Source organism: Collinsella ihumii (assembly GCF_030385545.1).
Lineage (GTDB): Bacteria > Actinomycetota > Coriobacteriia > Coriobacteriales > Coriobacteriaceae > Collinsella > Collinsella ihumii.
The window spans coordinates 55,443-72,397 of sequence record NZ_JAUEIQ010000005.1 but is presented as its reverse complement, the minus strand read 5'-3'; the positions used below and the strand labels follow the sequence as shown (position 1 = coordinate 72,397).

Annotated in this window: 13 protein-coding genes; 4 read left to right on the top strand and 9 right to left on the bottom strand. The window is 61.5% G+C overall.

Annotation, left to right across the window (positions count from 1 at the left end; all coding sequences use genetic code 11):
- Positions 1 to 247: 247 nt before the first annotated feature.
- Positions 248 to 2,923 carry an ABC transporter ATP-binding protein/permease gene (locus QVN30_RS06100; RefSeq protein WP_289835796.1) on the bottom strand — a complete coding sequence of 892 codons (2,676 nt, stop codon included), beginning with the start codon at positions 2,921 to 2,923 and terminating at the stop codon, positions 248 to 250.
- A 537-nt stretch (positions 2,924 to 3,460) separates the two neighbouring features.
- Between QVN30_RS06100 and rlmD the strand changes: the two genes are divergently transcribed.
- Entirely contained in the window at positions 3,461 to 4,714 is a 1,254-nt protein-coding gene (rlmD, locus tag QVN30_RS06095; protein WP_289835795.1) for a 23S rRNA (uracil(1939)-C(5))-methyltransferase RlmD, read from the top strand.
- A gap of 9 nt (positions 4,715 to 4,723) precedes the next feature.
- Here the strand turns inward: rlmD and QVN30_RS06090 are convergent, their stop codons facing one another.
- From QVN30_RS06090 to tilS, 7 genes are all read right to left on the bottom strand, one after another.
- Positions 4,724 to 6,118, bottom strand: a complete 1,395-nt coding sequence (locus QVN30_RS06090; RefSeq protein ID WP_289835794.1) for a lipase family protein — start codon at positions 6,116 to 6,118, stop codon at positions 4,724 to 4,726.
- A 190-nt stretch (positions 6,119 to 6,308) separates the two neighbouring features.
- Entirely contained in the window at positions 6,309 to 6,887 is a 579-nt protein-coding gene (locus tag QVN30_RS06085; RefSeq protein ID WP_289835793.1) for an FmdE family protein, read from the bottom strand.
- Positions 6,888 to 6,927: 40 nt separating this feature from the next.
- A complete protein-coding gene (locus QVN30_RS06080) occupies positions 6,928 to 7,764 on the bottom strand; it encodes a phosphatase (protein WP_066831036.1) in 837 nt (278 codons plus the stop codon).
- Positions 7,765 to 7,774: 10 nt separating this feature from the next.
- Positions 7,775 to 8,962, bottom strand: a complete 1,188-nt coding sequence (locus tag QVN30_RS06075; RefSeq protein WP_087200858.1) for a pyridoxal phosphate-dependent aminotransferase — start codon at positions 8,960 to 8,962, stop codon at positions 7,775 to 7,777.
- Positions 8,963 to 9,127: 165 nt separating this feature from the next.
- Positions 9,128 to 11,299 carry an ATP-dependent zinc metalloprotease FtsH gene (gene ftsH / locus QVN30_RS06070; RefSeq protein ID WP_289835792.1) on the bottom strand — a complete coding sequence of 724 codons (2,172 nt, stop codon included), beginning with the start codon at positions 11,297 to 11,299 and terminating at the stop codon, positions 9,128 to 9,130.
- Positions 11,300 to 11,848, bottom strand: coding sequence for a hypoxanthine phosphoribosyltransferase (gene hpt / locus QVN30_RS06065; protein ID WP_066831032.1), 549 nt, complete (start codon positions 11,846 to 11,848; stop codon positions 11,300 to 11,302). It lies immediately after the preceding gene.
- A 38-nt stretch (positions 11,849 to 11,886) separates the two neighbouring features.
- Positions 11,887 to 13,467: a tRNA lysidine(34) synthetase TilS gene (gene tilS / locus QVN30_RS06060; RefSeq protein WP_289835791.1), complete on the bottom strand. Its 1,581-nt coding sequence runs from the start codon at positions 13,465 to 13,467 to the stop codon at positions 11,887 to 11,889.
- Between the two features lie 43 nt (positions 13,468 to 13,510).
- Between tilS and QVN30_RS06055 the strand changes: the two genes are divergently transcribed.
- On the top strand, positions 13,511 to 14,347 hold the full coding sequence (locus QVN30_RS06055) for an MBL fold metallo-hydrolase (RefSeq protein WP_289835790.1): 837 nt from the start codon (positions 13,511 to 13,513) through the stop codon (positions 14,345 to 14,347).
- A 105-nt stretch (positions 14,348 to 14,452) separates the two neighbouring features.
- Here the strand turns inward: QVN30_RS06055 and QVN30_RS06050 are convergent, their stop codons facing one another.
- Positions 14,453 to 14,881: an Hsp20/alpha crystallin family protein gene (locus tag QVN30_RS06050; RefSeq protein WP_087200864.1), complete on the bottom strand. Its 429-nt coding sequence runs from the start codon at positions 14,879 to 14,881 to the stop codon at positions 14,453 to 14,455.
- A 264-nt stretch (positions 14,882 to 15,145) separates the two neighbouring features.
- On the opposite strand from QVN30_RS06050, the gene QVN30_RS06045 reads away from it, so the two are divergent.
- Positions 15,146 to 15,610 (top strand): hypothetical protein, encoded by a 465-nt coding sequence (locus tag QVN30_RS06045; protein ID WP_289835789.1) that lies wholly within the window; start codon positions 15,146 to 15,148, stop codon positions 15,608 to 15,610.
- Between the two features lie 9 nt (positions 15,611 to 15,619).
- Entirely contained in the window at positions 15,620 to 16,855 is a 1,236-nt protein-coding gene (locus tag QVN30_RS06040) for a cysteine desulfurase family protein (RefSeq protein ID WP_289835788.1), read from the top strand.
- Positions 16,856 to 16,955 lie beyond the last annotated feature (100 nt).

Below are 16,955 nucleotides of genomic sequence, written 5' to 3'. Positions count from 1 at the left end.
GCGCCATTCGTCTGCGCTCGAATCCGAAACGCACGCAGCGCGCACGCCCCTGTCTGCAAAACTCGCTAAAGCATTTTAGTTAAAAATTTTGAGATGTTGACGACGCAACATCTCTACGCAGGAACTGCACAATCCGGCATTGTGGCTGGTAAATATTGGTAAACGAATCGTAAGGAGGTATACGGGAAGGCCGCGTACGGGACAGCTCCCGCACGCGGCCCTGAAACCCTTGCGTTGCGATGGGGTTCTATTCGGTGCGCAGCGCCGTGACCGGGTCCTTCTTCGCGGCCATGCGGCTGGGAGCCACGCCGGCGACGAGCGAGAGCACGACCGAGATGAGCACCAGCGCGATGCCGGCGCCGACGGGCACCGCCGCGAGATCGGCCACGCCCGCCACCTGCTCGATGATCATGTTGGCGGGGATGTCCAGCAGAACCGTGACCGCGATGCCCAGCACGCCGGAGACGAATCCGATGATGAACGTCTCTGCCGTGAAGATGCGGCTCACGTCGCGCTTGCTCGCGCCGATAGCGCGCAGGATACCGATCTCCTTGGTGCGCTCAAGCACGGAGATGTAGGTGATGATGCCGATCATGATCGAGCTTACCACCAGCGAGATCGCCACGAACGCGATGAGAATGTAGGTGATGGCGTTCACGATATCGGTCACGCTCGACATCAGCGTCCCCACGATATCGGTGTACTGGATCTCGGTCCCCTCGCCCGATGCGGCGATGTCGTCGTTGTACTCGGCGATGAGGTTGTCGACGTACTCTTTGGCCTCAAAGTCGTTGGGGTAGATGTTGATGGAGTACGGATCGTCCAGGTCCGCGACGCCGAGCTTCTCCAGATTGCCGTCATAGGTCGCGTTGTCGGTCTGCTGGGACATCTGGCGCGAGAAGGCGGAGGCGATCTCCTCGTCCGATAGGCCCTCACTCCTCAGCTGGTCGACGTAGGCCTGCAGCTGGGCACCCTGCTCGGCGGGCATCTGGGAGATCAGGGCCTCGATGCCCTCCATGGTGAGCTCGTCGGTCGAGGAATCCTGGAAGGGCATACCGGTGAAGATATCCGTCGAGGGATTGCCCTGCTGGGCCTCCACGACGGCGCTGTCGTTAACGAGGCCGACCATGTGCTCCATAAGCTCAGGTGTATACAGGACGGCGCCCCAGTTGCTACCCGAATCGTTGTCCTCCGAAGGACGCACGATGCCCACGACGCGCACCTCTTCGGCGCTATTGACCACATCGGTCATGTAGGCGTCGTCATCCTCCATATCAAGCCAGGTGCCGTCGTCCTGCTCTGCGTACTTGGAGCTCTCGGGCACGAGCTTGAACGCGAGATCCATGAGCTCGTCATAGGTGTAGCTCGTCTGCTCGACCTCCTCGACACGCTTGCCGGCGATGACGTCGGCCATCATGCCGCGCAGGTCGGACTGATCGAGCAGCCCGAGCGCGTAGAGCGTGTAGTCCGAGATGCGGTCGTTGCGGTCGACGTAGATGACGACCTCGTTCCAGCTCTCGGGCATGCGGCCGGCAACGATGTCGTAGTCGCGATCCCACAGCTCGCGGTTGGGGAGCAGCGCCGTCCATACGTCATAGCTCGAACCGCTCGTCCCCGACATGGAGCTCATCATCTCGGTCTGTGTCGAGCCGGAAGTCGAGAAGCCGAGCGAGTCCATCACGGTCGCGGGGTTGACCTGCACCGGGCCATCCGACGTATCGGACTTGTAGACGTTGAGCGGCGTGTCGTAGCTGTACTCTATCGCGGTCACGTAATCGTTGATGTCACCGGGGTTGGAGTCGAGCCACTTCTTGATGGCCTCCATGTCGTTCTCGTTGGCACCGTCGGCGACGCTGGTCACCATATCGGTCACCAGGTCTTTCGACTCGACCTCGCCCGATGTGTTCTCGGATGCCGCCTCTCCGGCGGTCCCCATCATGGACGTCATCATGCTCGCGATGTCGATCGAGGTCTCCTGGATCGTGAGCGGGTAGTCGCCCATCGTCGATTCCTCGGTCTCGGCGATATAGTTCTGCGCTCCATCCGACAGCGACAGAATCAGCGCGATGCCGATGATGCCGATCGACCCCGCGAACGCCGTGAGAAACGTGCGCCCCTTCTTGGTCATGAGGTTGTTGAACGACAGCATGATGGCCGATAGATAGCTCATGCCCCGCTTGCCCTTGCGCGCATCGGCGACGGCGTGCTCTTGGATCTGTTCTTCGGTGAGGTACTCGACCTGGGAGTCGACGGGATTGGAATCGCTTATCAGAACGCCGTCTGAAATGCGAACGATGCGATCCGAATACTCCTCGGCGAGCTGAGGGTTATGGGTCACCATGATGACCAGGCGATCGCGCGACAGACGCTTCAGGATCTCCATGACCTCGACGGAGGTGTCGGTATCGAGCGCGCCCGTCGGCTCGTCTGCCAGGATGATCTCGGGATCGTTGACGATGGCGCGCGCGATGGCGACACGCTGCATCTGACCGCCGGAGAGCTGGTTGGGGCGCTTGTGCATATGCTCAGCCAAGCCGACCTGCACCAAAGCCTCCTCGGCGCGCTGCCGGCGCTCCGCCTTGGGTGCACCCGAGAGCAGCAGCGCCATCTCCACGTTCGCGATGACGCTCTGATGGGGGATCAGGTTGTAGCTCTGGAAGACGAAGCCCACGGAATGGTTTCGATACGTGTCCCAGTCGCGATCGAGGTAGCTTTTGGTCGATCGTCCGTTGATGACGAGGTCGCCGCGGGTGTACTGGTCGAGTCCGCCGATGATGTTGAGCAACGTGGTCTTGCCGCAGCCGGACTGACCGAGGATACTCACGAATTCCTGGTCACGGAAGGTAACCGATATGCCCTTCAGCGCATGGACGACGGAATCACCTGCCGGATAGTCCTTGGTAATGCCTTTGAGTTCGAGCACCGAATCTCCTTTGGGATATGTGGATCGGCGAAAGGCCGCCTCGAGTTCCGAATGCAGTTATCCTACCCACTCGATGCGGCAGCATACGAAAAAGAATGGAGCCACGGCAGTAAAGTGGCCACATCGGACACATGGGGCAGGGGCCGGATGCGAATGGCGCTGGAATCAAGGGTAGTATGCCGGAAAACCCGGCGTACTACCCTTGATGTAATGTTTCTCTATAATTAGTATTTATTTAAATATGTTGCTCAAACAAAAAAGGACTTTTGGGTACATTATTCAGGGGTTCGCAAGTAGATGGCCTGATAGATATCTTTTTGTATATTTTTAACGCTATTGAATATAATACATCTGGAGGTCTACTCAGAGAGACCCAAAATATGTACCCAAAAGCCCCGTTTTCGTTTTGAACTCCCCTCTCGTCGACGCCCCGCACCCCTTAAGACGTGTTCATTTTGCTGAAGACAGGCGCGGATCGCTTCCATGCAGCACAATGGTTCTGTTTTGACCCACACCCAGCGCTCGATTGGATCGTTCATGCCAAAGCCCTCCGCCCCGCTCAAGCAAAAGCGCGTCACAGCCGACGGGCCGTGCCCGGTTATGCGTTCGTGCGGCGGCTGCACCTGGCTTGGCATGCCCTATCGCAAGCAGCTTGCCCGCAAGCAGCAGGCCACCGAGGAGCTCTTCGCCCCGCTCATCGCACGCCATCAGTGGGATGTCTCTATCGATCCCGTGCGAGGCATGGGCGGTTGCGCCGGCGAGGGGTCGCTTCCAGCTCCGCGTGCATTCCGCTACAAAGCGGTCACCCCGTTTGCACCCAGCCAGCACGGAGGGGTGCGCTGCGGGTTTTTCGCACGGGGAACCCATCGCATCGTGCACGTTCCGGACTGCATCGTCGAGGCGCCTGACGCCCGGCATATACTCAACGCGGTAGCGCACGCAGCAGAATCCTGCCGCATCCCCGCCTACAACGAGGACACCCACCGCGGCCTGCTGCGCTACGCCGTCCTCCGCATGGGATGGCGCACCGACGAGGCCATGCTGACGCTCGTGACGAGTCAGCGGCAACTGCCGCGCTATCGAGCGTTCATCGAGGCCCTTCAGCGTATCGACGGGCGCATCACCACGATCGCCCAAAACGTCAACCCTCGCGTCACCAACGCGATCCTGGGCAACGACACGCGCATCCTTTTCGGACGCACCCACCTGCGTGATCAGCTGCTCGGATGCACCTTCGACATCTCCCCCACCGCGTTCTATCAGACGAACCCCGCGCAGACGGAGGTGCTCTATCAGCTCGCCATCGATGGCATGGGGCTTGAGGAGGGGGACGTTCTGATGGACGCCTACTGCGGCAGCGGCACCATCGGCCTGTGCGCCGCGCAGGCAGCATCGGATGCGGGGGTCAACGTTCAGGTCATCGGCGTCGAGCGCAACGCCGCCGGCATCGCCGATGCAAAGCGCAACGCGCAGCTGAACAACCTTGAGCAGTGCGCGCGATTCATCAACGATGACGCCACCTCGTATATGAAGCGCGCCGCCGAGCGAGGCGAGCGCGTCGACGTGCTGTGCTTCGACCCGCCGCGAGCGGGCTCTACGCCCGCATGCCTCGACGCGGCGTGCGCGATGGCTCCCCGCCGCATCGTCTACGTCAGCTGCAACCCTCAGACACAGGTGCGCGACATCGAGCATCTCGCACGCGGGGGATATCGTCTAACGCGTCTGACGCCCGTTGACATGTTCCCCCACACTGAGCATGTGGAGACGGTCGCGGCGCTCGAGCGCGCTTAGAAATAACGGCTACCGATCCGCCTGCGACGCTAGCCATGCGATGTAGACGCTGGGGTAATGGCCGTTCAGCATGGTGGTTGGGTCTACGTGCTCTGCCAGTATCGCGAAGGCGTGGGCGACACCAGCTGGTGTTTTAAGCTCCTCGATGGAGGCGATGCGCTCTGAAAGGTCGTCGATGAGGGCGCGCGCCTTCCGGTCGGCATCGGTGTCGACTGGGCATGAGGAGCCAACGATATCGGCAAACGATGAGGTCATCTGCTCATAGCGCTCCGCAAAGGATTCATCTTCGCTCGACGGCAAGCTTGCGTCAACACCATAGCGTTCGTAGCCCCATGCCTGCAGGGGAAGATATGTCATGATGTCGGCCGGGTTGAGCACGTTGAAAATCGACGCGTACCGACTGCCGCGGGCATCGGCGTCGGTGGTCGTCCCCGGTGTTGCGAAGGTGTAGGTAAACACCTCGTCGCCCGCGTGAAGCGGAACGATGGCGTTATCGCTAACTGCAGTAGACAAGCTGTCACATGCCCAAGCCCCAACCAGGTTGGCGATCGCGCCGCCACGGCTGTGACCAACCACGAGCAGCTTCACCGAACGCCCCCCGCCGTGTGCGCGGCGGATGCGACCAGAAAGCTCATCGCAGATCTCTTGCGCCGCTTCGGTGTAGCCAGGGTTGTCTTCCTCCGCTCCCGCCGCACGGTCCGCACCAGACGACCGCACCACAGCATCTGCAATGGCGCAGTCGGCCTCTTGGGCACGCTCGTCCTGCTCAAACAGAATCTGCAGGTTGCTGAGCCATTCTGACCCATAGCTTCCGCGTACGGACACCAAGATCAGCTCTGCATCATATGCGCCATCCGCACTCGCTATAGGCTTTGATGCGACGGCATATGCCGCCGAGTCCGCTGTCTGCGTGACCAGCGACAAGACTTCATCAACCACTTCGCTGCGATAACGATACGACTCGGTGGAAACGTCCTCGAACCCCAAGGATGCGAGGGCGAGCTCCATATACGCCGGCTGATCAGATCCCTGCTGGTAGTAACCCGACTCTGCATACGCCAGCGATGCCAGCACCGATGAGGCAAACGCAAGATCGGGGTTGTAGCGTGTGGGATCGGAAAAGAACCACGCATCGTCCCAGGGTATCGTAACGCCAAACTCCCCCGTTCCAGGAGCTTGAAGGTCGGTCAGGCGCACAGTTTGCAAAAAGGAACCCTCACGAGGCAACTCGGCTGCCTGGGCCACCCGAGGAGCGGCAACCGCACCCGTATCTCTTTGCTGCTGATGATGGCGAACGTAGAGTATGGTGACGCATGCCATGACCACGAGCGCGATCAAGACGATCGCGGCAATCGACGTTCGCGCAAGCGCACGTCCTGTCGCGCAAAACACCCGGTGTCGCATAGCCCCTCCCTCCCGAGCGGCAACTCACGTCTAGCATACCAAGCAGTCATGACGGGCTCATGGGGAGAGCCTTACGTTTTCCTAAGGAAGCGCCGATTGTTGAGAGGTTGTGGATGGGTCGGTTGGGGACGGGTTCGTTTCAACCCATCGATGGGTTGAAACGAACCCGTCCCCAACCGACCCACTTCCCTTAAAGGGAAATGGGTGCACCCAGGGTGTAGTACACGTGCTCGCCGGCACAGCGACGGCAATATGTATGCCCATCGCGCTCGATGGCGCGATTGTCGTGAATCAAGTCGCCACATACCCCGCAGTACTGCTTCCTGCGGGGACGTCCCGGCAGATCGAATTCGTCGAAATCCGTCAACGAGACCTCATGGGCGTAAAACAGCTCATCATCGGTAAGCTCCGCAAAGAACGCGAGCATCTCCTGCTTGTCGCGCGGAGCATGCGGGACATCCGGTCGCTCGGCGATGCGGATGGCGCGATCGCTTCCCAGATCGTAGAACGTGGCCGCCATGATGCCGTAGTCAGCCCATTTAAGGCGGCGCCTGCCCAGATGGCAGTTGGCAACCGATATGACGGCATCCGCAAGGCACCGGTCGCATTCCACAAAGGCAACGAGGTCGCGATATGAATACGGATCCTCGATACCGAAATGCTTGAGCGCGATACGCGCCATGCGCGTTCCGATGATCTGACCCGCACACATGTGACCATGGAACGCTATCGCGCGCTGCAGGTCTTCCTCAAATGTCCGCTCGGACATATGCCGACTCCTCACCCCGGGGTATCCCAACGGGGCCATGCTATTCGTAATCGGCCAAATCCGCAAGCTCGCACAGATTGCAGATCCCGGCGCGCTCAAGCGCGTCCAGCAATGTCCGACGGTCGCGATTCATGATGAGTTCCTGCGGGAACCCGATTCCCTCGAGCATATCCTGGGCATGCTGGAACTGCCCGATCGCGGGCGCAAGGTGGGCATCACTCGACACGATGATCCCTACGCCCATCTCGGCACACCGCTGGGCGATGCGCGAGCAGACGCTATGGAACCAACCGCGCGAGTCGATCTCAAGGCTGTGCTCGTTGATCTCGATCAGTTTGTTCTTCTCCTTGGCGACCGTCAGTACCTCGTCATAGTCAAACGGGACGCCCGAGCGCCCGGTATGCCCCAGCACGAAGACCTGCGGATTCTCCAGCGCCTTCACATACATATTCGTCGTGCGGGCGATGGGAGCACCCTTGGTGAAATCGCCGTTGTGGACACTTGCAATCAGATAGTCCATGCCCGATGTCACGCGGTCGAACAGCGAGCCATCGCTCGCATAGGGACGACCCACGATAGTGTTCGGCACATCGATATCCTGGCCGAACAGGTCCCCATCGAGGGAGACGATATCGACCTCGAGGCCGCGCAGGACCACCACGCCATCCCACACGCGAGGCCAACAACCCTGATTCAGGAAATACTGGAAGTTGCGGAGATGCTGATCGGGAAAGAGCATCGAGCTGAAGTGATCGCTCGAGCCGAGCAGCTCCATGCCGCGTTCGCGACAGACCGCAACGTTCTCCCCGATGGTCGAATAGGCATGACGCGAGAAGATCGTATGCGTGTGGATATCGCAGGCGATGTGATATGACATCCTCAGCTCCTTACCGCTCACGACGATAGTCGTCTGCCAACTGCTTCCAGGCGGGAAGCGAGTTCACGATGACATCGTAGTCGATGCAATAGCCCAGGCGGAACCAGCCAGGCACACCAAAGCTGTTCGAGGGCACCGGAAGCAGCTCGTAGCGCTTCGCACGCTCGCAGAACGCCTCCGCATCGTCCTCGAGCGCCTTGACCCATAGGTAGAAGGCGCCGTCGGGCTCAACGTAGGTATACCCGTATGAAGAGAGCGCCTGCGTGAGCACCTCGCGGTTGCGAGCATAGGCGGCAACGTCAGACGGTTCGTCAACGCAGTCGGCAACCACGCGCTGGAACAGCGCGGGGGCGCACACGAATCCGAGAGTCCGGGCCGCGCCGGCGATGGCCGGCATGACACGAGAGGCGTTCGGGCAGGTATTGGGCACGAGCACCCAGCCCACGCGCTCGCCGGGAAGCGACAGGGACTTTGAATAGGAGTAGCACACAACGGTGTTCTCGTATATCGAGGGAACCCATGGCACCTCGACGCCATAGACGATCTCACGGTACGGCTCGTCGGAAATCAGGTAGATCGGCTCATCGCGATCGGCATTCGCGGCGCTCAGCACGGCAGCGAGCGCGTCCAGTGTCTCCCGCGTATAGACGGCGCCGGTCGGATTGTTGGGCGAATCGATAATCACCGCCGCGGTGCGCGGCGTGATGGCCGCCGCGACGGCTTGGGCATCCACCTGGAACGTACCTTGGTCCGCCAGCACCTCCACGCACGTCGCCCCTGCCTTTTCAATCCACACGGCATATTCGGGAAAATACGGGGCGATCACGATGACCTCTTCACCAGGGTTCGTGAGCGCATGGATCGTCATGGACACCGAGGCTGCGGCGCCGACGGTCATAAACACATCGCCCATACCGTACGAGGTCCCGAACCTGCGGTTCAGCGATTCGGCCACTGCGGTACGAACCTCCGGAAGGCCGGGAGCGGGCGTATACCCATGGAGCTGATCGCTCGGCAGCTGCAGGGAACGCTCGATGGAAGCGCGCACTGCCGCAGGAGCCGGCACGCTGGGGTTGCCGAGTGAGTAGTCGAACACCTTGTCGGCACCGATCTGCGCCTTGCGCTCGAGGCCGTACGAGAAGATCTCGCGGATGACCGAGCTCTCGGCGCCGCGTGCAAACATCGTGTCGTTAACCATATCTACCTCCTTGGCTGCGTTTAGCTGCATTGTACGCGCATGATGGGGTCAGATCGGCGAGATCGGAGCTGGTCGAATCGTGTTAACGGACCGCATGCATCAGAAAACTCCTGGTGGCTCCCCGCAGCCGACCCATAGAAAAAGGGCCCCGGCAGGGGCCCTTCGTCATTCATCCGTCTGATCCAACGACTCCGGCGCTTCGTCCGATTGCTCGGAAGCAAGCGCTTTTTGGGCAAACGCGGCGGCCTCGGCGGCGATCTCCTCGTCGGACTGCTTGGGAACGCGCGCCTTACGTGCGTCGTGGGACTCCTCGTCGGCCTCGCCATGGGCCTCCAGATACTCGTCCCACGTGTTGTCGAGCAGCGCCGTCACGGCGTCGCCCTCGACCGTCTCGCGCTCAAGCAGCACGCGCTTCATAAGCTCAAGCTGCTCGCGGCGCTCGTTCAGGATCTTGTAGGCGCGCTCGTGGGCCTCGCGCATGATACGCTGGACCTCGGTATCGATGCGACGAGCCGTCTCCTCGGAATAATCCTGGTGATCTGCGTAGTCGCGACCCAAGAAGACCTGATGCTGAGCCTCGCCGAACACCTGCGTACCGAGCTCCTCGCTCATACCCAGGCGAGTCACCATCTCGCGCGCCATCTTCGTTGCGCGCTCGAGGTCGTTGGAGGCACCGCTCGTGATGTCCTCGCACATGATCTCTTCGGCCACGCGACCGCCCAGGAAGACCGCGAGTTCGTCGAGCATCTCGTTTTTGGTCTTGAGGTAGTGGTCCTCGGTCGGAAGCTGCATGGTATAGCCAAGCGCCTGGCCGCGCGGGATGATCGTGATCTTGTGGACCGGATCGGAGTGCTCCAGAACATGGCCCACCAACGCGTGGCCGCTCTCGTGATAGGCGATCGTGGTGCGCTCGGTCACGCTCATGACGCGCGCCTTGCGCTCCGGACCGGCGATCACGCGCTCCATCGACTCCTCGACCTCGGCCATCGAAATCGTCGAGCGGTGACGGCGCGCAGCAAGAAGCGCAGACTCGTTCAGAAGGTTCGCCAGGTCGGCGCCGGTGAATCCGACGGTGAGCTTGGCGAGCTTGTCGAAGCGCACGTCATCGGCAAGCGGCTTGTTGGCCGCATGCACGCGCAGGATCTGCTCTCGGCCCTTGACGTCGGGACGGTCGACGGTGATCTGGCGATCGAAGCGGCCGGGACGCAGCAGGGCGGGATCGAGGATGTCGGGGCGGTTCGTGGCAGCGATCAGGATAACGCTCTCGGAATCCTCGAAGCCGTCCATCTCGACCAACAGCTGGTTCAGCGTCTGCTCGCGCTCATCATGGCCACCGCCCAAACCGGCGCCGCGCTGGCGACCGACCGCGTCGATCTCGTCGATGAAGATGATCGACGGGGCCTGGCTTTTCGCCTCCTTGAACAGGTCGCGCACGCGCGAGGCTCCTACGCCGACAAACATCTCGACGAAGTCGGATCCGGAAATGGAGAAGAACGGCACGCCGGCCTCTCCGGCGACCGCCTTGGCAAGCAGCGTCTTACCGGTACCCGGAGGGCCAACCAGCAACACGCCGCGCGGTATCTTGGCGCCCAGCTTGCGGAAGCGCTCGGGGTCGGCCAGGAAGTCGCGGACCTCCTTGAGCTCCTCGACCGCTTCATCGATACCGGCGACATCACCGAACTTGACCTTGGGGCGCGTGGACTCGTTGGTCTTGGCGTTGGTCTTGCCGAACTGCATGGCTTTGTTGTTGGCGCCGAGCATCTGCCTCATGAAGTAGAACATGACGAAGACGAGCAGGATGGTGGGCAGCACGTTGACCATGAGGTTCGCCAGGAAATTGGGGTCGGACGTGTCGACATCGTACTCGACGCCGTCTTTCCCACCGTATTCGGCCATGAGCTCGTTCAGCGTATCGGAGCCCACATACGTGGCGGTATACGGCACCAGCTCGGAATCCTGACCGACGTCGGAGGCGTCTTGCCAAAACGCGCCCGACACGCTTCCATCAGCGACCGTGTAGGTGGCCGTGTCGACGCGCCCTTCCTTAACCGCCGTTACAAAATCGCTGGTGGTGAGCTGCACCGCGCCCGTCGAGCGGTTGAAGAAGCCGCCCATGTTCATGAACAGGTACGCAACCAGCATGCAGGCGAGCAGAAAGTACAGCCAGCCGATGCGCGAGGGGGGCCTGTGGTTACCACCCGGCGTGCGCCCGCTTTTGCGGAGATCGTCGAGCGAGCCGAACAGGCCGTCGTCGTCGCGACGATTCTTGTCGTCATCGCCGCCATCGGCCATGACGACGACCCCGTTGTTCTCGACGGTATCGTTCCAAAACGTCATCTACGAATAAACCTCCGGTTTGAGTACGCCCACATAGGGCAGGTTGCGGTACCGCTCGGCAAAGTCCAGGCCGTAGCCGACCAGGAAGCCTTCGGGGCAGCGGGCACCGATGTACTTGGGTTCGATAGCAGCCTGCTTGCCCTCGATGTCCCTTAGCAGGAAGGCAGCGACTTCCAGCGAAGCGGGATGACGGCTCGACAGGTTCTTCATCAGGTAGCGCAGCGTGAGCCCGGAGTCGAGGATGTCCTCGACGATCAGCACGTCGCGCCCCTTGATATCGATATCGAGATCTTTGACGATGCGCACGATGCCCGACGACTTGGCACCGTCTCCATAGCTCGACACCGCCATGAAGTCGATGGCGAGCGGGCACTCGACAGCGCGCATCAGATCGCCCATGAAGACCACGGCGCCGCGCAGAACCGCAATGAGAACCAGGTCCTTCCCCTGGTAATCGCGGGTGATCTCCGCGCCCATGCGCTTGACGATATCAGCGATCTCCTCCTGGCTGAGCAAAAGACGATCGACGTCGGGATGCAGCGATTCCATGGCAGACCTTTCTGTTGCGTGTATCCGCTGGATACACCCTACCCATCCATACGCGCACCGGTCTCAGCGATGGCGCGAATGACTAATTTTATCAAGAGCTTGCTTGCAGCCGTGCACTTGAACCGCTCATCAAGGCGAATACCACCAACCCACACAATGGCTCCGCCCGGAGATGTCCTCACGACGGGGACGCTCGCGCGCTCTGCCACCGGAACATGCGCCGCGCCGAGGATGTCAGAGACCTTCTTCGAGCGACCGTGCATGCCCAGCGGACACATGATATCACCGGGGGCAGGGGCATCCACCCACAGGCGCGCGTTTAAAACCTCAGCTGGAAGGGCCGGCGAGGCCTCGAGCAGACGGGTCAGGTCGCGCTCTGCATAGCCGAGCGCCGCGGCATCCACGCATACGGTCCTCCCAGCTTGCAATGCGTCGGACGCCTCGGACAGCTCGCGCGCGAACGCCACCGGATCCGCTCCATGGGGCACCTCGACGACACTCGTCTCGAGCACCGCCTGGCTTGCCAGCGGCATGGTGCCCGGAACCGGCACCCATCCGGCGACGATGCTCTCGCGGGCGGCTGCGGTGCGCAGGGCGAGCGTGCCGAATTCCATGCGCGCATCGACGCTTCCCGGAAGCGAGAGCGAACCGGCGCCCGCGGCGACGCACGAGAGCACCGCCTCGACATGGCGCATCTCGATCCGCTCCTCGGGCGCCACGAAACGATAGGCGAGCCGGATCATGCGGCGCGCGATGGCGATCTCGGCCGATGCCAGACGGTCCGCGTCGATGACGATGAGCCCCTCCTGCTCGCGGCGGACGCACGCGCGCAGCGAACGCGCCGCGAGCTGGGACATGAACGCGTCCTCCTCGCCCAGGATGTCGCACGTGGCGCCGATCGTCCGCTCGAGATTCGCGTTGCGCTCCGACGCCAGCGGCACCACGCGGTGCCGCACGAAGTTGCGCAGGTACGACGTGTCCTTGTTGGTCTCGTCCTCGCGCCACGTCATGCCCGCGACCTCGAGATAGCGGCACAGCTCCCCATGCGTCATGTCGATCAGAGGGCGAACGATGATGTTGCGTCGGCGAGGAATGCTCGACAACCCCGCAGGCCCCGAGCCCTTGATGGCGTTCATGAAAAACGTCTCGGTGCGGTCTGAGGCCGTATGAGCTGTCACGATGCGCGCGGACGTGCGCGGGGTGTTCGTCTGGGCGCACAGCTCGCGCACGTAGCGGCGAGCCGCCGCATAGCGCGCCTCGCGAGCGGCCGCCTCGAGATTTTGGCCACCGAGATCGGAAAACGATGCGTGTTCCACGCAGACGGGAACGCCGAAATGCGCGCACAGGTCGCGCACGAACCGCTCGTCTTCATCGGAGGCGACACCCCGCAGGTGATGGTTGATGTGGAGCACGTGGATGCGCTCGCGCGCGATACGCGCCAGACCGCGGCCGTCGCGCAAATCGAGCTTTGATGTGCAGGCCATGACCAGAAGGGCGGTTGAGTCCGCGCCGCCTGATACCATGAGCACCACAGGAGAGGCCTGCTCTGGTGCGGCCCCGCTCAGGCGCTGAGACGATGTTGGGTGAAGCCGGGCAAAGTGCTGTGCGACGGTGGGCATGAAACCTCCTTGGAACGCATACATTGTAGCCATTGGAGAAGTCGTGGAATCGAACGGCAGCAGATACGGTGCGCTGCACCTTCACATCTTGGGAAGCGGATCCAAGGGCAACTGCGCCCTTGTCGAGGGTCCGCAGGGGCTCATCATGATCGACGACGGGTTTTCACGCCGCGAGGTGCTCAAGCGCATGCACGAACTCGGTCTTTCCGAACACGACGTGCGGGCGCTGCTGCTCACCCACGAGCACACTGACCATGTCAGCGGCATCAGCGTATGGTGCCGGGCATTCGATATCGAGCTCTACGCGAGCGTGGGGACACCGGAGGCGCGCGCCTATCTCGACACCCTCCCCTTCTGTGAGTTCGTCCCGGGGCTGCGCTTTGACGTTGCCGGCGTGAGCGTTCAGACCTTCCCCACGTCTCACGATGTGGTGAACCCCGTGGGCTTTCGCTTCGAGTGCTCTGGGGACTCGATCGGATACGCCACGGACACCGGCGTGCTCACCGACGAGGCGCGCGACGCGCTGGCGGATACGCGCATCCTCGCCCTCGAGAGCAACCACGACGTGCCCATGCTCCGCTGCGGCTCGTATCCGCGGTACCTGCAGGATCGCATTATATCCGCAGCCGGCCACCTCTCGAACGAGCAGGCCTCGACTGCTGCCGCAGAACTCGTCGGTGCGCGCACCGAGCATCTCGTCGCCATGCATATCTCGCAGGAGAACAACCGCCCGAGTCTTGCCGTGCGATCGTTTGCCGAGGCGCTGGGCGCCGACCTCGACAACGATCTGGGATCTTCGGCGACGCTGACGCGCGACAGCGACCATTCCGACCTGCACATCTGCGCTGCAGGCCAGAATAGACCCATCTCGATCCTTTGACGATCCGTTTTACGATGCATCGACCGCAAAAAGGCTCGGAGCCGTAAAGCTCCGAGCCTTTGCCGAGTCAAATGTGCGGGCGCGTGCAGCCAGATGCTTGCTGCGCTAGTCGATGGCAATCTTGGTGACGTTGCTCTTCTCGACGATCTTGGGGACAGTCACGGTCAGGATGCCATCTGCATAGCGGGCGGACAGGCCCTCGCATGCGGCGTCCTTCAGATACACGCCGCGCGTCGCGCTGTAGGACGTGAACTCCTTCTGCAGGTAGTTCTTGCCCTTGTCCTCTTCCTTATCCTCAACCTTCACGGAGATGGAAAGACGACCCTCGTTGAGCTCGACGTCGATATCGTCCTTGTTGACGCCCGTCAGATACGCCTTGACCTCATAACCGTCGCCCGTATCCTCGACGTCGATGGGGAACGCCTTGCTCGCCAGCGGCGTGGAGGCGAGATCCATCATGTCATCGAACGCATCGAACAGCGAAGTCGTAGGACGAAGACCGAAAACCGAACGATAAGGAACCATGCTTGCCATATCAATCACTCCTTAGTGATGAGCCGCACCCCTCTTTGGGGCGAGGACTTCTTTTGTCGCTCTTGTTTATTCCCGTGACCCGGCAAGCTATTCATGCCAACACAGATTTTTTAAGCGTCACAGTATCATCAAATCTAAGTCATACTGACTAAGATTTAGCAAAGGAACCGTGTTGCGCATCTGAGGATATTCTTAAATGTGGAACCGCGGCCGCAGCTCACCCGTACAATATGGACAGCATCACCAACGGTTTGAAGGCTCACCATGGACGAACACACGGGCAATATTCCCATCCCATCGCATCAGAACGATCATGCTGGTGCCGAGGCCCCGCAGCCCGTTTTCCATCGCGCGGTGCGCCATATCACGCAGGAGCCGATCGACGACGTAGAGCCCGAATACGTCACGCGCCAACGCTACCAAACGCTTGAGGAGGCGCGTTCGCGCAGGGTGCACATGGGAACAGCCAGCAACGATGCCGACTATCTGCCCGCAACGCACGGAGCGGCGCGGTCGGGCTCGGCACTCCACCGTCAGCTTAAGGAGAAGACCGGCCCCAAGGGTCCCCGCAAACTTCACTACGAGCGCTACCTCGAGACGCCGAAGCCGGGAAAATCCATCTTCACCTCGCGACGTGAGCGCAAGCAGCGCCGCGCGCACCTCATCATCGGCATCATCGCGCTGCTCGCCGCGATCCTCGCCGTTGTGTGGTTCTTCTTCCTTCGATAGCGGGTCGATATGACAGAGACGACAGGCGGACAACTCCCCTATATCTACGCTGACAACGCCGCGACGACGCCCTTGTCCAAGCGGGCCCTTGACGAGATGATGCCCTATCTGACCACGAGCTTCGGCAACCCCGGCGGGATACATCGCGTTGCCAAGGAAGCGGCTTGCGCCCTCGGCGAGGCCCGGGCGCGCATCGCGCGGCAACTTGGAGCCGCGGCAGAAGAAATCTATTTCACGAGCGGCGGATCCGAATCCGATATGTGGGCCATTCAGGGCGCGACTCTCAGATATCGAGACCGATATGGGGCCGAGGCGCCCGCGTGCCTCATTACCAGCTCAATCGAACATCATGCCGTTTTGCATGCATGTCGCGCGATGGAGCGCTTCGGTGCGCGCACAACCGTGCTACCCGTCGACAGACAGGGACATGTGCGCCCTGACGATTTGAGAATCGCCCTTGAAGCGGCGCGGACAGAAGCGCGGCGGGCGGGCTGCGAGGCTCCGGGATGTGCTCTTGTTTCGATCATGCTCGCGAACAACGAGATCGGAACCATCGAGGATATCCCCGAGTTGGCGCGCATCGCCCATGAATACGGCATCCCCTTTCACACCGATGCCGTTCAAGCCGTAGGCCACATCCCCGTCGATGTGCACGAGCTCGGAATTGACGCGCTCTCGCTCTCGGCTCATAAATTCCATGGTCCGCGCGGCGTCGGGGCTCTCTACCTCAAGGATGGCTTCTCCATTCCGGCACTCATTGAAGGCGGGGGCCAGGAGCGCGGCGAGCGGTCGGGCACCGAAAACCTGGCCGGCATCGTCGGCATGGCAGCAGCGCTCGAGGAGTGCCGCGACAGACTTGTCGAGCGCATGGGTCGAATCACCTCTTTGCGCGACCGGTTGGTCTCCAAGCTCCAGGACGCCGTCCCTGACATCTACTACACGGGAGATCCGGTCAGGCGCCTGCCCTCCATCGCGTCGTTCGCCATTCACGACGTGGACGGCGAGCTGCTCGTTGTCCTGCTGGACCGTTCCGGCGTTGCGGCAGCGACGGGCTCCGCATGCTCAACGGGCTCAACCGAACCATCCCACGTCATAAGCGCGATTGGGATAACAGACCGTCGGTGGTCCCACGGGTCACTTCGCCTGTCGCTCGCCGATGATATCCGGGCTGAGGACATCGACATGCTCTGCGAGCGTGTGACGCGCTGCATCGAGCGAGCGCGACGCATCTCGGGCACGATGTAGTCCCCTCCCCTACCTCCATACTCCCAACCATCGCTTCTGACCTCGATACAAAAAGCGGGACGCTGATAGCGCCCCGCTTTTATCGGCATATGATGACAAC

Excerpts from the sequence above, each read along its gene's own strand:
- rlmD (WP_289835795.1), top strand. The coding sequence starts at position 3,461 with ATGCCAAAGCCCTCCGCCCCGCTCAAGCAAAAGCGCGTCACAGCCGAC.
- QVN30_RS06090 (WP_289835794.1), bottom strand. The coding sequence starts at position 6,118 with ATGCGACACCGGGTGTTTTGCGCGACAGGACGTGCGCTTGCGCGAACG.
- QVN30_RS06085 (WP_289835793.1), bottom strand. The coding sequence starts at position 6,887 with ATGTCCGAGCGGACATTTGAGGAAGACCTGCAGCGCGCGATAGCGTTC.
- QVN30_RS06080 (WP_066831036.1), bottom strand. The coding sequence starts at position 7,764 with ATGTCATATCACATCGCCTGCGATATCCACACGCATACGATCTTCTCG.
- QVN30_RS06075 (WP_087200858.1), bottom strand. The coding sequence starts at position 8,962 with ATGGTTAACGACACGATGTTTGCACGCGGCGCCGAGAGCTCGGTCATC.
- ftsH (WP_289835792.1), bottom strand. The coding sequence starts at position 11,299 with ATGACGTTTTGGAACGATACCGTCGAGAACAACGGGGTCGTCGTCATG.
- hpt (WP_066831032.1), bottom strand. The coding sequence starts at position 11,848 with ATGGAATCGCTGCATCCCGACGTCGATCGTCTTTTGCTCAGCCAGGAG.
- tilS (WP_289835791.1), bottom strand. The coding sequence starts at position 13,467 with ATGCCCACCGTCGCACAGCACTTTGCCCGGCTTCACCCAACATCGTCT.
- QVN30_RS06050 (WP_087200864.1), bottom strand. The coding sequence starts at position 14,881 with ATGGCAAGCATGGTTCCTTATCGTTCGGTTTTCGGTCTTCGTCCTACG.
- QVN30_RS06045 (WP_289835789.1), top strand. The coding sequence starts at position 15,146 with ATGGACGAACACACGGGCAATATTCCCATCCCATCGCATCAGAACGAT.
- QVN30_RS06040 (WP_289835788.1), top strand. The coding sequence starts at position 15,620 with ATGACAGAGACGACAGGCGGACAACTCCCCTATATCTACGCTGACAAC.